The 13539-nt window shown below is 67.2% G+C and carries 13 protein-coding genes; 9 read left to right on the forward strand and 4 right to left on the reverse strand.

Annotated features, from left to right (window positions below):
- Nucleotide 1 precedes the first annotated feature (1 nt).
- The 9 genes from ACK41U_RS08285 to ACK41U_RS08325 all read left to right on the forward strand — a co-directional run bounded on the left by ACK41U_RS08285 (nt 2) and on the right by ACK41U_RS08325 (nt 9019).
- Nucleotides 2-3010, forward strand: a complete 3009-nt coding sequence (locus tag ACK41U_RS08285) for a helicase-related protein (RefSeq protein WP_409678282.1) — start codon at nt 2-4, stop codon at nt 3008-3010.
- The gene (locus tag ACK41U_RS08290; protein ID WP_409678238.1) at nt 3011-3340 is read left to right on the forward strand and encodes an RNA-binding S4 domain-containing protein; all 330 of its coding nucleotides are present in this window, start codon (nt 3011-3013) and stop codon (nt 3338-3340) included.
- A gap of 37 nt (nt 3341-3377) precedes the next feature.
- Nucleotides 3378-3716: a ferredoxin FdxA gene (fdxA, locus tag ACK41U_RS08295; protein WP_409678240.1), complete on the forward strand. Its 339-nt coding sequence runs from the start codon at nt 3378-3380 to the stop codon at nt 3714-3716.
- 326 nt (nt 3717-4042) lie between these two features.
- On the forward strand, nt 4043-4552 hold the full coding sequence (locus tag ACK41U_RS08300) for a CarD family transcriptional regulator (protein ID WP_409678243.1): 510 nt from the start codon (nt 4043-4045) through the stop codon (nt 4550-4552).
- Between the two features lie 154 nt (nt 4553-4706).
- Complete coding sequence (locus ACK41U_RS08305) at nt 4707-5624, forward strand: manganese-dependent inorganic pyrophosphatase (protein WP_409678246.1); 918 nt, start codon at nt 4707-4709, stop codon at nt 5622-5624.
- A complete protein-coding gene (locus ACK41U_RS08310) occupies nt 5624-6493 on the forward strand; it encodes a TIGR01459 family HAD-type hydrolase (RefSeq protein WP_409678248.1) in 870 nt (289 codons plus the stop codon). The genes ACK41U_RS08305 and ACK41U_RS08310 overlap by 1 nt, the downstream gene beginning before the upstream one ends.
- Before the next feature lie 119 nt (nt 6494-6612).
- Nucleotides 6613-7542 (forward strand): bifunctional riboflavin kinase/FAD synthetase, encoded by a 930-nt coding sequence (locus ACK41U_RS08315; protein ID WP_409678250.1) that lies wholly within the window; start codon nt 6613-6615, stop codon nt 7540-7542.
- On the forward strand, nt 7542-7982 hold the full coding sequence (locus tag ACK41U_RS08320) for a YcgN family cysteine cluster protein (protein ID WP_409678253.1): 441 nt from the start codon (nt 7542-7544) through the stop codon (nt 7980-7982). The genes ACK41U_RS08315 and ACK41U_RS08320 overlap by 1 nt, the downstream gene beginning before the upstream one ends.
- Entirely contained in the window at nt 7979-9019 is a 1041-nt protein-coding gene (locus tag ACK41U_RS08325; protein WP_409678256.1) for a threonine aldolase family protein, read from the forward strand. The genes ACK41U_RS08320 and ACK41U_RS08325 overlap by 4 nt, the downstream gene beginning before the upstream one ends.
- Nucleotides 9020-9027: 8 nt before the next feature.
- On the opposite strand, the gene ACK41U_RS08330 is transcribed toward ACK41U_RS08325, so the two are convergent.
- Genes ACK41U_RS08330 through purL form a run of 4 tightly spaced genes read right to left on the reverse strand, consistent with a single transcriptional unit; the run spans nt 9028 to nt 13315 of the window.
- Nucleotides 9028-9498, reverse strand: coding sequence for a CinA family protein (locus ACK41U_RS08330; protein WP_409678259.1), 471 nt, complete (start codon nt 9496-9498; stop codon nt 9028-9030).
- Nucleotides 9495-9986 carry a phosphatidylglycerophosphatase A gene (locus tag ACK41U_RS08335; protein ID WP_409678262.1) on the reverse strand — a complete coding sequence of 164 codons (492 nt, stop codon included), beginning with the start codon at nt 9984-9986 and terminating at the stop codon, nt 9495-9497. The genes ACK41U_RS08330 and ACK41U_RS08335 overlap by 4 nt, the downstream gene beginning before the upstream one ends.
- Nucleotides 9987-9992: 6 nt before the next feature.
- Nucleotides 9993-11138, reverse strand: a complete 1146-nt coding sequence (locus ACK41U_RS08340) for a bifunctional 2-C-methyl-D-erythritol 4-phosphate cytidylyltransferase/2-C-methyl-D-erythritol 2,4-cyclodiphosphate synthase (protein ID WP_409678265.1) — start codon at nt 11136-11138, stop codon at nt 9993-9995.
- On the reverse strand, nt 11135-13315 hold the full coding sequence (purL, locus tag ACK41U_RS08345) for a phosphoribosylformylglycinamidine synthase subunit PurL (RefSeq protein ID WP_409678268.1): 2181 nt from the start codon (nt 13313-13315) through the stop codon (nt 11135-11137). The genes ACK41U_RS08340 and purL overlap by 4 nt, the downstream gene beginning before the upstream one ends.
- Nucleotides 13316-13539 lie beyond the last annotated feature (224 nt).

Here is a 13539-nt window from a genome sequence, read left to right on the forward strand (position 1 = left end):
CATGACAACGCGCGGGCGGATCACCGCCATTCTGGGCCCGACGAACACGGGCAAGACCCATGATGCCATCTCGCGGATGCTGGGGCATCGTACCGGGGTCATCGGCCTGCCGCTGCGGTTGCTGGCGCGCGAGGTCTATGACCGCATCGTGGCCGTGCGCGGCCCCTCGGTCGTGGCGCTGGTGACGGGCGAGGAACGCATCGTCCCCGACCGGGTGCAATACTGGGTCGCCACCACCGAGGCCATGCCCGAGATCGGCGCCGATTTCGTCGCCATCGACGAGATCCAGCTGTGTGCCGATCCCGAACGTGGCCATGTCTTTACCGACCGGTTGCTGAACATGCGCGGGCTGCTGGAAACGCTGTTTCTGGGCAGCGACACGATGCGCCCGGCCATTGCAGCACTGGTCCCCGAGGCGCATTTCATCCGCCGCGAGCGGTTGTCCACGCTGTCCTGGGCGGGCTCGAAAAAGCTGTCGCGGATGCCGCCCCGCAGCGCCATCGTGGGCTTTTCGGTCGATGACGTCTATGCCATGGCCGAACTGATCCGGCGGCAAAAGGGCGGCTGCGCGGTCGTGATGGGCGCCCTGTCGCCGCGCACCCGCAATGCCCAGGTCGAGATGTATCAGGCCGGAGAGGTCGATTATCTGGTCGCCACCGACGCCATCGGCATGGGGCTGAACCTCGATATCAAGCATGTGGCGTTCTCGGCCACGCACAAGTTCGATGGCAGGCGCGTGCGGTCGCTGTTCCCGCATGAGATGGGGCAGATCGCGGGCCGGGCCGGGCGGCACACCGAATCCGGCACGTTCGGCGTCACCGGCGATGCGCAGATCCCTGATGAGGGCCTGATCAATGCGCTGGAAAACCACCGCTTTGCCCCGATCAGCCGTCTGATGTGGCGCAATGGCGCGCTGGAATTCGGCACGATGGACCGGCTGGTGCAAAGTCTGGAAGGCGCGCCGTCGCATGACTGGCTGTCGCGGGGGCGCGAGGCCGACGATGTCTCGGCGCTGAAAATCCTGCGCGAGATCCCCGAGATCCGCGACCGGGTGCAGGGGGGGCGCGATGTGCGGCTGCTGTGGGACGTTTGCCGGGTGCCCGATTTCAGGGGCATCTCGCCCATGGAACATGCAACGCTGCTGTCGCGGATCTTCGGATTTCTGCAGGACGGGCATATTCCCGCCGACTGGCTGGACCGGGCAATCAAACGCATCGACCGTGTGCAGGGCGATATTGATGCGCTTTCCAAGCGTCTGGCCTATATCCGCACCTGGACCTATGTGGCACAAAGAACCGGCTGGGTTCAGGACGAAAAGCATTGGCGTGCCGAGACGCGCGCTGTAGAAGACCGCCTGTCGGACGCGCTTCACGCGGCCCTGACGCAAAGATTTGTGGACCGGCGCACCTCTGTGCTGCTGCGCCGGCTCAAGCAGAAGGAGAGCCTTGTGGCCGAAGTGAATGACAAGGGCGAAGTGACGGTCGAGGGCGAATTCGCCGGCCGTCTGGATGGTTTCCGCTTTCGCCCCGACCAGACCGGCTCGGCCGACGAGGCGAAGATGCTCAGCCGCGCCAGCTATGAGGCGCTGCGCCCGGAATTCCACCTGCGCGCCGACCGCTTTTATAACGCGCCCGACACCGAGATGGATTTCACCGAGCAGGGCGGCCTCATGTGGGGCAATCAGGCGGTGGGCAAGCTGATCAAGGGCGCCGATCCGCTGCATCCGGGCGTGGACGTGTTCGTCGATGAAGAGGCCGGGCCCGAGATCATCGACAAGGTGCGCCGCAGGCTGCAGCATTTCATCGACCGCAAGGTCGCGGCCCTGTTCGAGCCGCTGCTGACCATGAGCCGCGATGAGGCGCTGACCGGGCTGGCCCGTGGCTTTGCCTTCCGGCTGGTCGAACAGCTGGGCGTGCTGCCGCGCGAGGGTGTCGCCACCGAGGTCAAGGAGCTGGATCAGGACTCGCGCGCGGCGCTGCGCAAGCATGGCGTGCGATTCGGTCAGTTCACGATTTTCCTGCCCGCGCTGCTGAAACCGGCGCCGACCCGTCTGCGGCTGGTGCTGTGGTCGCTGTCGCAGGGTCTGGACGAATTCCCCGAAAGCCCGCCCCCCGGTCTGGTCACGATCCCCAACCTGCCCGAGGTGCCTGCGGGCTATTACACCCTGTCGGGCTATCGCCCCGCCGGTGAACGCGCGATCCGCATCGACATGCTGGAACGCCTGGCCGATCTGCTGCGCGCGCAGGACACGCGCGGCGGGTTCGAGGCCAATCCCGACATGCTGTCGATCACCGGCATGACGCTGGAGCAGTTCTCGCGGCTGATGGAAGGTCTGGGCTATGCCGCCGAACGCGGCGAGCGGGCCAAGGTCAAGGCGGCTGTCGCCGCAGCCCCGGTCGAGGCCGCCCCCGAGGCGCCCGCCTCGGATGCGCCGCTGACCGAAGAGGAATCGGTGCTGGCCGCCGAGACGCGCGCGAAATGGGAGGCCGAGCAGGCCGAGAAACGCCGCGCCGAAGCCGAGGCCGAAGCAGCCGCCGAAGCCGAGGCCGAGACTGCCGCCGAAACATCGGGGGAGGGGGCCGAGGCCGCTGACGCAGCCGCGCCGGTCGCGCCTGTGGCCGAAGAGCTTGAGACCTTCTTTACCTTCCGTTGGGCGCCCAAGCCCCGCGCGCCGCGCCGTCCGCAGGGCGAAGGCCGTCGCGAGGGTGGCCAGCCGCGCCGCGAGGAAGGTTCCGCCGAACGCGGCCCCAGACCGCAGCGCAGCGAAGACGGCGAGGCGCGGTCAGGTGACGCAGGCGCGGGCGGCGGGCGCAACGCGGGCAAGGGTGCGCGCAAGCAGGGTGGCGGTGCCGGTGGCGGTCAACGCCGCGATGGCAAGCCGGGCGGCAAACCTGGCGGCAAACCCTCGGGCAACAGCAACGCCCCCAAGACCTTTACCTCGCGCCCCGAGAAAAAGGCCGATCCCGACAGCCCCTTTGCGATCCTGGCCTCGCTCAAGGACCGCAAATAAGTGCAGCCGCCGCCGGTCCCCGGCCTGCGGCTGGACAAATGGCTGTATCAGGCGCGGGTCTTCAAGACCCGCGGCCTTGCGGCGGAACGGATCGGGAAGGGCGGTATCCGCCTGAACGGCCAGCGCAGCAGCAAGCCCGGCAAGCTGGTGCGCATCGGCGATGAACTGGTCATCTCGGTCCATGGCCATGTGCGGGTGCTGCGTGTCACGGCGCTTGGTGAACGGCGCGGCCCGGCCTGCGAGGCGCAGACCCTGTATCAGGATCTGTCCGACAGCGCGCCCGATGGGTTGCCCAATGGGTTGATTGATCCCCGCGAAGGGACTAGGTGACGCCTTTGAACAGCCACTCACGAAAAGAGCGCGCCAGATGACCTATGTCGTGACCGACAACTGCATCATGTGCAAATACACCGACTGCGTCGAAGTCTGCCCGGTGGATTGTTTCTATGAGGGCGAGAACACGCTGGTCATCCATCCTGACGAATGCATCGACTGCGGCGTCTGCGAACCGGAATGCCCCGCCGACGCGATCCGCCCGGACACCGAGCCGGACATGGACACATGGGTCGAGTTCAACCGCAAATATTCCGAGCAGTGGCCGGTGATCACCCGCAAGAAAGATCCGCTGCCGACGGCGGCCGAGATGGACGGGCAGGCCGGAAAGCTGGAGAAATACTTCTCGGAAGCGCCGGGCGAGGGCGACTGAGCGGATCCACACGATTCGCGGCGCGGCAGCCGCCACGGGCGGAGGGACCGTCCGCAACACGCTGACCGACCAGTAGAATACGCCGTTGCTGCCATGCAGAAAGCGCCCTAACCCGGCGCTTTCTTGGGCGTCATTTTTGTGTTATATTATCAGACATCGCGCAGCTGAAGGCTCGGCAAGGGCCGGTTCGGATTGTGCCGCAAGACTGCCTCTCCGCGCCCTCTGCCGGGACGGAATGACAGAGATATGAAGGACCGGACCGAAGGTGGCACCGCCGCTTTCGGTTCTTTGTGCCCTGAGACAGGGCGCTACCAAGAGGAAGCCAGATGTCGAAGACCAAGAAAAACGAATTCCGCCCCGATGATTTCGTCGTTTATCCGGCCCATGGTGTTGGCCGGATCGTGTCGATTGATGAGCAGGAAGTCGCGGGGCTGCGGCTTGAGATGTTTGTCATCTCGTTCGACAAGGACAAGATGACCCTGCGCGTGCCCACCGCCCGCGCCAGCGAAATCGGGATGCGGGGCCTGTCCTCGCCCGATCTGATCGACCGCGCGCTGGAGACGCTGAAGGGCAAGGCCCGCGTCAAGCGCGCCATGTGGTCGCGCCGGGCGCAGGAATACGAGCAAAAGATCAATTCGGGCGATCTGATGTCGATCGCCGAGGTCGTGCGCGACCTGCATCGCTGCGATGACCAGCGCGAGCAGTCCTATTCCGAGCGTCAGCTGTACGAGGCCGCGCTGGACCGGCTGACCCGCGAAGTGGCCGCCGTGGGCGGTCTGGACGAGGGCGGCGCCCAGAAGCGCGTCGAAGAGGTTCTGCTGACCCGCGCCGCCTGAGGCGCGAGGGCTGTGACCGGCAAGACGGGCGTCCCGCAGGGGGCGCCCTTTTGCATGTGCGACTGCGCGGGCGTGCCTGTCTGATCGTGGACAAGCGGCAGGCCCCCGCCTATAAGCGCCGCGACCGACGCATAACGCAACGAGGCGCTTTTCCATGATCAAGGTTTTCGGCCACACCGCACCCGACACGGATTCCACCGGCTCGCCCATTATCTGGGCCTGGTATCTGAACGAGGTCCGCAAGCAGCCCGCCGAGGCCGTGCTGCAGGGCGAACCCAATACCGAAGCCGCATGGATGCTGCATCGCTGGGATCTGCCCAAGCCGCGCATCATCACCGATGTCGCCAAGGGCGATCAATGCGTCGTGGTCGATACGAACAACCCGGCCGAACTGCCCGCCTCGATCAACGAGGCCGATGTGATCGAGATCATCGACCACCACCTGCTGGCCGGCGGCATCAGGACAAAGACGCCGATCAATATCACCATCCGCCCGCTGGCCTGCACCGCCACGATCATGCACGACCTGATCGGCGAGGACATGGCCCGCGCCCCCGAGGGCATCAAGGGTGCCATGCTGACCTGCATCCTGTCGGACACGCTGGAATTCCGCAGCCCCACCACCACGCCCCATGACCGCGCCGTGGCCGAAAAGCTGGCCGCCGATCTGGGCGTGAACGTCACCGATTTCGCGACCGGGATGTTTGCCGCGAAATCCGATGTCAGCGCCTTTTCCGAAGAGGCGCTGCTGCGCATGGACAGCAAGGAATACGAGCTGGGCGGCAAGCAGCTGCGCGTCTCGGTGCTGGAAACGACCGCGCCGCAGGTGATCCTGGACCGCAAGGCCGCGCTGCTGGCCGCCATGCCCAAGGTGGCCGCCGATGACGGCGCCGACGAGGTGCTGCTGTTCGTCGTGGACATCCTGCGCGAAGAGGCGACGCTGCTGGTCCCGAACGATTTCGTCAAATCGGTGGCCGAGCGCAGCTTTGCCGTCACCGTCACCGGCGACAGCGTGGTTCTGCCCGGCGTGATGAGCCGCAAGAAGCAGATCATCCCGGTTCTGGCCGTCTGATGACCCGCATTCTCCGTTCGCTGGCCGAGATTTCAAGCGGCTATGACGCGCTGTTCTGCGACCTTTGGGGCTGTCTGCACAATGGCAAACAGCCCTATGCGGCGGCGGTGGCGGCGTTGCAGGCGTTCCGCGCGCAGGGCGGGCGGGTCTGCCTGATGACCAATGCGCCGCGCCCCAACCGCTATGTGATCGAACAGCTCGACCGCATGGGGGTGCCGCGCGATGCCTGGGATCTGGTCGTCAGTTCGGGCGATTGCGCGCAAGAGGCGATGCTGTCGGGCGCCGTGGGCCGCAAGATCTGGCATATCGGGCTGGAAAAGGACCACGGCTTTTTCACCGACATCCCGCCCGAATTCGCCGATGCGCCGCTGATCGAACGGGTCGATCTGGATCAGGCCGAGGGCATCGTCGCCTCGGGCCCCTTCGACGAAGAGACCGAGACCCCCGAGGATTATCGCGGCCGCTTTCTGCTGGCGCGCGAGCGGGGGCTGCCGATGCTGTGCGCCAATCCCGACATCGTCGTCGATCTGGGCGAGACCCGCATCTACTGTGCGGGCGCGCTGGCCGAGTTCTATGAAAGCCTCGGCGGCAAGGCGTTCTATTTCGGCAAGCCGCATCCGCCGATCTATGACCGGGCGCGGCGGCTGATGGATCTGGACGAGAACGCGCGCATTCTGGCGGTGGGCGACGGCATCGCCACCGATGTCCGGGGCGCCGCACAAGAGGGCATCGACGCGCTGTTCGTCACCGGCGGTCTGGCCGCCGAGGCGCTTGGCGCCGATGTCGAGAATCCTGACCCGCAGGCGCTGTCGGACTGGCTGTCTGTTCAGCAACTGGCGCCGCGTTACGCGATCGGGCGGCTGCGCTGAGGGGGTGCGGCGGGGGCAGGTCGGGCGGCAGTCTTGCAACCCGCCGCCCCCTGCGCGATAGGGTCATTCAGGAACGCGGTCGCCCTCAGGGGCGCCGCTGCACGCACTGAGGGCACGCATTGCAGATCCATCGCGACTGGACAGGTCTTTCCCCATCCGCCCGCGGCGCCAGCGTCGCCATGGGCAATTTCGACGGCGTGCACAAAGGCCACCGCGCCGTGATCGACGCCGCCCGCGAGGCCTGTGACGCGCCCCTGGGCATTCTGACCTTCGAGCCGCATCCACGGCAGTTCTTTGCCCCCGGCGCGCCCGCCTTCCGGCTGATGAATGCCGAGGCACGGGCGAACCGTCTGGCGCGTCTGGGCGTCGCGCATCTGTATGAGCTGCCCTTCAGCGCCGTTCTGGCCGGTCTGACCCCCGAGGCTTTCGTGCACGAGGTGCTGTGCGACGGTCTGGGCGTGGCCCATGTCACGGTCGGCGCGGATTTCTGCTTTGGCAAGAACCGGGCCGGGAATGCGCAGATGCTGGCCGAACTGGGTCGGCAACTGGGCTTTGGTGTCACCATCCTGCCGCTGCTGGGGCAGGGCGGCGCCGAATACAGCTCGACCGCGATCCGGGCCGCGCTGGCGGACGGGCGCACCCGCGACGCCGAGCGGATGCTGGGCCATTGGCACCGGATCGAGGGCGAGGTGATCCACGGCGAAAAGCGCGGCCGCGATTTCGGCTGGCCCACCGCGAATATGCGCGTGGACGGGCTGCATCTGCCGCGCCTTGGCGTCTATGCGGTGCTGGTCGATGTGCTGACCGGGCCGGACCGGCTGTCCTGTCAGGGCGTCGCGTCGTTGGGGGTGCGCCCGATGTTTGGCGAGAACACGCCCAATCTGGAAGTGCATCTGTTCGATTTCTCGGGCGATCTTTACGGCCAGCACCTGTCGGTGGCTCTGGTCGAATTTCTGCGCGACGAGGCCCGGTTCGAGGGCGTCGAGGCGCTGATTGCCCAGATTGCCCGCGACGCCGATGACGCGCGCCGCGTGCTTGCGGGCGGCTGATGCGCAAGAAATTCTGGGAACTGCCGCTGACCGACCTGACCCGCCCCGAATGGGAGGCGCTGTGCGACGGCTGCGGCAAGTGCTGCCTGAACAAGATCGAGTTCGAAGACACGGACGAGCTGGCCTTTACCCGCGTCGCCTGCAAGCTGCTGGACGGCGAAAGCTGCCGCTGCGCCAGCTATGCCAACCGCCATGATTTCGTGCCCGATTGCGTGGTGCTGACGCCCGACAAGCTGCGCAAGATCGCATGGTGGCTGCCCGGCACCTGCGCCTATCGCCTGCGGGCCGAGGGGCGTCCGCTGTATGACTGGCATCCCCTTGTTTCGGGCGACCCCGAGTCGGTGCATCGCGCGGGCGCCAGCGTGCGCGGCTGGACGGTCAGCGAACTCAGCGTCACCGAGGACGACTGGGAAGATTACATCATCGAGGATCTGTCGTGAATTTCGCATCCGACAATGCCTGGGGCGCGCATCCGGCGGTGCTGGCGGCGCTGGCTGATGCGAATGACGGCGCGATGATGGGCTATGGCGCCGATCCGGTGACCGCGCGCGCGGTCGAGGCGATCCGGCAGGTGCTGGATGCACCCGAGGCGGTGGTGCGGTTCGTGGCCACGGGCACGGCGGCCAATGCGCTGGTCTGCGCGCAGCTGTCGCCCTCATTCGGGCGCATCTATTGCCATCAGGACGCGCATATCGAGACCAGCGAATGCGCCGCCCCCGAGTTCTTTTCCCACGGCGCCAAGCTGGTGACGCAGCCCGGCGCGGGCGGCAAGCTGACCCCCGGCGCGCTGGCGCAGGCGATCCGGGTGGGCGCCGGTGAGGGGTTGAATGGCGGGCGCAATGCCATGGTCTCGATCACCAATGCGACCGAATGGGGCACGGTCTACAGCCCGCCTGAGGTGGCTGCGCTGGCCTCGGTCGCGCGGGGGGCGGGGTTGGCCCTGCATATGGACGGGGCGCGGTTTGCCAATGCGGTGGCGCGGCTTGGCTGTGCGGCGGCGGATGTGACATGGCGGGCGGGGGTGGATGCGCTGTGTTTCGGCGGCACCAAGAACGGCGCCATGGCGGCCGAGGCGGTGGTGTTCTTCGATCCGGCACTGGCCGAGGGATTCGACTATCGCCGCAAGCAATCGGGCCATGTGTTTTCCAAGAACCGCTTTCTGGCGGCCCAGATGCTGGCGCTGGTGACGGACGGGCTGTGGCTGGATCTGGCGGGCCGCGCCAATGCCAGGGCTGCGCTGCTGGCCCAGGCGGTCATCGCAGGTGGCGGGCAGCTGTTGCAGCCGGTGCAGTCGAACGCGGTCTTCGCCGCCATTCCGGCACAGACCCATGCGCGGGCGCGGGCGGCGGGGGCGATCTATCATCTCTGGCCTGACAAATCCGCCGAAGCGCTGGACCCGGTGCCGCTGCGTCTGGTGACGTCCTGGGACACGCCCGACGCGCAGGTCGCGGCACTGGCGGCGATCCTGCGCGGTTAAACCCGAAATCAGACCCGCAGCGCGTCCAGCAGCAGTTGCAGCGCATGTTCGACCGTGGCGGCGCGGACGCGGTGGCGGCCGATGGCGCCGAATTCCACCGTTTCCGTGCGGGTGCCGAAGGGTTCGGCGATGCCGAAGCAGACGCGGCCCTCGGGCTTGTGTTCCGAGCCGCCGGGACCTGCGATGCCGGTGACCGCGACCGCGATCCCCGCGCCCGAGTTGCGCAGCGCGCCGGTGGCCATCTGGGCGGCGATTTCCTCGCTGACGGCGCCATGGGCCTCCAGCGTGGCGGGGCGGATGCCCAGCATCTGCTGCTTGGCGGCGTTGGAATAGGTGACAAAGCCCCGGTCGAAGGCGTCGGACGAGCCCGGCACCTCGGTCAGCGAGGCCGCGATCAGCCCGCCGGTGCAGCTTTCGGCACTGGCGATCATGATGCCGCGCGCGCGGGCGGCGTCCAGAACCTCGGCGGCGCGGCTCACATCAGCACCCCATGCGCGATGGCGGCCGCGATCATTGTGGCGATGCCCGCAAACAGCCCCGCCCACAGATCGTCCAGCATGACGCCTGCCGCATCGCCGCGCCGGTCGGCGCGACCGATGATCCACGGCTTCCAGATGTCGAACAGGCGGAAGAACAGGAAGGCCGCGACCCAGCCGGGATAGGGAAAACTGTCGGCGGGCAGGCCCATCCACCAGAAGCCGAAGGACGGAAACAGCAGCGCCAGCCATTGACCGGCAACCTCGTCGATGACGATCTCGCTGCGGTCGGGATCGGCCATGCCCGCCGTGTGCCGCGCGACGGCCCAGAAGCCAAGCGCCGTGACCGCCAGCGTGGCCGCGGCCAGCAGGGGGAAATGCCCGATCCGGTGGATCAGCAGGCCCATGGCCACGGCCACCGCCGATCCCCAGGTGCCGGGGGCGGGGCGCAACAGGCCCGCGCCGAACCAGATGCAGAGCAGGCGTTCCATGAGGGGCTAGTCCTTGATGAGGGTGACGGTGGCGATGGCGGCAATGCCCTCGCGCCGGCCGGTAAAGCCGAGGCGTTCCGAGGTGGTGGCCTTGACGCTGACGCGGCCCGGCTCCAGCGCCATGATCGCGGACAGCCGGTCCTGCATGGCCTGCGCATGGGGGCCGATCTTTGGCGCCTCGCAGATCAGGGTGACGTCGGCATTGCCGATGCGAAAGCCGGTCTCACGCGCCAGCGCCGCCGCATGATCCAGAAAGATGGCGCTGTCGGCGCCCTTCCATTGCGGGTCCGAGGGGGGGAAGTGCCGCCCGATGTCGCCCTGCGCCAGCGCGCCATAGATCGCATCGGTCAGCGCATGCATGCCGACATCGGCATCGGAATGGCCCAGAAGGCCCGCCTCATGCGGGATGCGGATGCCGCAGAGCGTGACGTGATCGCCGGTGGTGAAGGCGTGCACGTCATAGCCATTGCCAAGGCGGATATCCATCGCAGCCCCCAGAATGCGTTCGGCCCGCGCGAAATCGGCGGGGAAGGTGATTTTCAGATTGTCCTCTGACCCCGGCGTGATGGCAACCTCGATGCCCGCTTTGCGGGCCAGTTCGACATCATCGGCGGCGTCGTCCGGGTGGAGGCGGTGCGCCATGGATATTTTTTCCAAGGCAAAGCCCTGAGGGGTCTGGGCGCGGAACAGCCCGTCGCGCGGGGCGGTGCCGGTGACGCGGTCGTGCTGACCCCGCCAGAGCGCGTCCGAGACGGGCAGGGCGGGGGCGGCGGCCCCGGCGCCCGATTGCAGCGCCCCGATCACGCCCCGGATCACCGTATCGGGGGTCAGCGGGCGGGCGCCGTCATGGATCAGGACATGGCTGGCCTGACCCGACAGCGCCGTCAGCCCCGCGCGGACGCTGGCGGCGCGGGTGTCGGCGCCGGTCACGAGGGTCACGCGGCCTGCATAGCGGGCGATGGCACAGGCCATGTCGTCGGGATGGACGACCAGCACGATGCGCTCAAAACCCGCGAAGGCGGCCAGCGTGTGGTCCAGCACCGGGCGCCCGGCCAGATCGCGCCATTGCTTGGGCGTCCCCGCGCCCGCGCGGGTGCCGCGCCCTGCCGCCATGATCAGCGCGGCATAGCCCGGCGGCGCGGTGACGGTCATGCGTGGTCGGGCATGTCGCCGCTGATCGCGGCGGCAAAAGCCGTGCGGTAGAGGTCCGACAGATCGGTCAGCGGTGCGCTGTCGCCGCCAAGCGTCACGCGGTCGCCGCCGAACTGGCCGACCGTTGTGAGGGGAACCCCTGCCTCGTCTGCGGCGGCGCTGAGAGCCTTTGCGGCCTCGGGCGTGCAGGCGACGAGGTAGCGGGCCTGATCCTCGCCGAACAGCTGTGCGATCTCGGCGGGGTCCAGCGTGAGGCCCAGACCTGCGGCCTCGGCCATCTCGAAGGCGGCCAGCGCCAGCCCGCCATCGGACAGATCGGTGGCCGAGGACAGGTGGCGGCGGTTGGCCCGCAGGAATTCGCCATGTTTGCGCTCGGCGGCCAGATTGACCGGGGGCGCGTCGCCCGCCTCGATGCCGAAGGCTTCGGCAGCCAGCGCCGATTGCTCCAGATGGCCCTGCGTTGCGCCGATGACCAGCGCCAGATCGCCCTCCGAGGGCAGGCCCGCGATGATGTCGTCCAGATCCGCGATCAGGCCGACGCCGCCGATGGTGGGGGTGGGCAGGATGCCCGCGCCGTCGGTTTCATTATACAGCGACACATTGCCCGAGACGATCGGGAAATCCAGCGCCCGGCAGGCCTCACCGATGCCTTTGATCGCGCCCACCAGCTGGCCCATGATCTGCGGCTTTTCCGGGTTGCCGAAGTTGAGGTTGTCGGTGGTGGCCAGGGGCTGCGCGCCCACGGCGGTCAGGTTGCGATAGGCTTCGGCCACGGCCTGCTTGCCGCCCTCGAACGGGTTGGCGCGCACATAGCGCGGTGTCACATCGCTGGTGAAGGCCAGCGCCTTGCGGGTGCCGTGCACGCGCACCACGCCCGCGCCCATGCCGGGGCGGCGGATCGTGTCGGCGCCGACCTGGGTGTCGTATTGCTCCCAGACCCATGCCTTGTGGGCGTGGCTGGGGCTGCCGATCAGGGCGCGCAGGGCGGCGATGGGGGCGATCTGCGGCAGGGCGGGCGCCGGGGCGGCAGGCGGGGTTTCCACCCAGGGGCGGTCATATTCGGGTGCCGAGGAGGACAGCTTCGACAGCGGCAGATCGGCCATGACCTCATTGCCGTGCAGGATCAGAAAGCGGTCCTCGGCAATCGTCTCGCCCACGATGGCGAAATCCAGATCCCATTTTTCAAAGATCGCGCGGGCCTCTGCCTCTTTCTCGGGCTTGAGGACCATCAGCATCCGTTCCTGGGATTCCGACAGCATCATCTCATAGGCGGTCATGTTGGTTTCGCGCTGGGGCACGTGATCGAGGGTCAGCTTGATGCCAAGCCCGCCCTTGTCGCCCATCTCGACCGCCGAACAGGTCAGGCCCGCAGCCCCCATGTCCTGAATCGAGATCACCGACCCCGAGGCCATCAGCTCAAGGCAGGCCTCCATCAGGCATTTCTCGGTGAAGGGGTCGCCGACCTGCACGGTGGGGCGCTTGTCCTCGATCGTGTCGTCGAATTCGGCGCTGGCCATGGTGGCGCCGCCGACGCCGTCGCGGCCGGTCTTGGCGCCCAGATAGACGACCGGCATGCCGACCCCGGATGCGGCGGAATAAAAGATCTTGTCGGTGTCGGCCAGACCGGCGGCAAAGGCGTTCACAAGGCAGTTGCCGTTATAGCTGGCGTGAAAGCGGACCTCGCCGCCCAGATTCGGCACGCCGAAAGCATTGCCATAGGCGCCGATCCCCTCGACCACGCCCTTGACCAGATGCGCGGTCTTGGGATGCGAGGGCAGGCCGAAGGACAGCGCATCCATCGCCGCAATGGGCCGCGCGCCCATGGTAAAGACGTCGCGCAGGATGCCGCCGACGCCGGTGGCCGCGCCCTGATGCGGCTCGATATAGCTGGGGTGGTTGTGGCTTTCCATCTTGAAGACCACGGCCTGACCATCGCCGATATCGACCACGCCCGCATTCTCGCCGGGGCCGCAGATGACCTGCGGGCCGTCCACCGGCAGCGTGCGCAGCCATTTCTTTGATGATTTATAGGAACAATGCTCGTTCCACATGGCGCTGAAGATGCCCAGCTCGGTAAAGCTGGGGATGCGGCCAATGATCTGCAGGATACGATCGTATTCGTCGGGCTTGAGCCCATGGGCTGCGATCAGTTCCGGCGTGACCTGTGGTTCCTGCATGGGTATGGCCTTCCTGCGCGTGAAATCATGGGCCTTTTAGGGCCTGATCGCGATCAGGGAAAGGGTGGCCGTCGCCCTTGCGCGACAAAAAAAAGCCGGGCACGAGGCCCGGCCTAAGTCCAACAGGGAGGTAGAAGGTGATGAGCGAATACGCTAGGCATCGCCTTCTGAGCCCGATTTATGTGCAGAGTGTGAACGGTTCAAGGATTATGATGCCGCAAACA

The sequence above is a fragment of the Paracoccus sp. (in: a-proteobacteria) genome (genome assembly GCF_046289755.1).
Taxonomy (GTDB): domain Bacteria; phylum Pseudomonadota; class Alphaproteobacteria; order Rhodobacterales; family Rhodobacteraceae; genus Paracoccus.

Excerpts from the sequence above, each read along its gene's own strand:
- ACK41U_RS08285 (WP_409678282.1), top strand. The coding sequence starts at position 2 with ATGACAACGCGCGGGCGGATCACCGCCATTCTGGGCCCGACGAACACG.
- ACK41U_RS08320 (WP_409678253.1), top strand. The coding sequence starts at position 7,542 with ATGCGCAAGAAATTCTGGGAACTGCCGCTGACCGACCTGACCCGCCCC.
- ACK41U_RS08340 (WP_409678265.1), bottom strand. The coding sequence starts at position 11,138 with ATGACCGTCACCGCGCCGCCGGGCTATGCCGCGCTGATCATGGCGGCA.
- ACK41U_RS08305 (WP_409678246.1), top strand. The coding sequence starts at position 4,707 with ATGATCAAGGTTTTCGGCCACACCGCACCCGACACGGATTCCACCGGC.
- ACK41U_RS08300 (WP_409678243.1), top strand. The coding sequence starts at position 4,043 with ATGTCGAAGACCAAGAAAAACGAATTCCGCCCCGATGATTTCGTCGTT.
- ACK41U_RS08310 (WP_409678248.1), top strand. The coding sequence starts at position 5,624 with ATGACCCGCATTCTCCGTTCGCTGGCCGAGATTTCAAGCGGCTATGAC.
- fdxA (WP_409678240.1), top strand. The coding sequence starts at position 3,378 with ATGACCTATGTCGTGACCGACAACTGCATCATGTGCAAATACACCGAC.
- purL (WP_409678268.1), bottom strand. The coding sequence starts at position 13,315 with ATGCAGGAACCACAGGTCACGCCGGAACTGATCGCAGCCCATGGGCTC.
- ACK41U_RS08335 (WP_409678262.1), bottom strand. The coding sequence starts at position 9,986 with ATGGAACGCCTGCTCTGCATCTGGTTCGGCGCGGGCCTGTTGCGCCCC.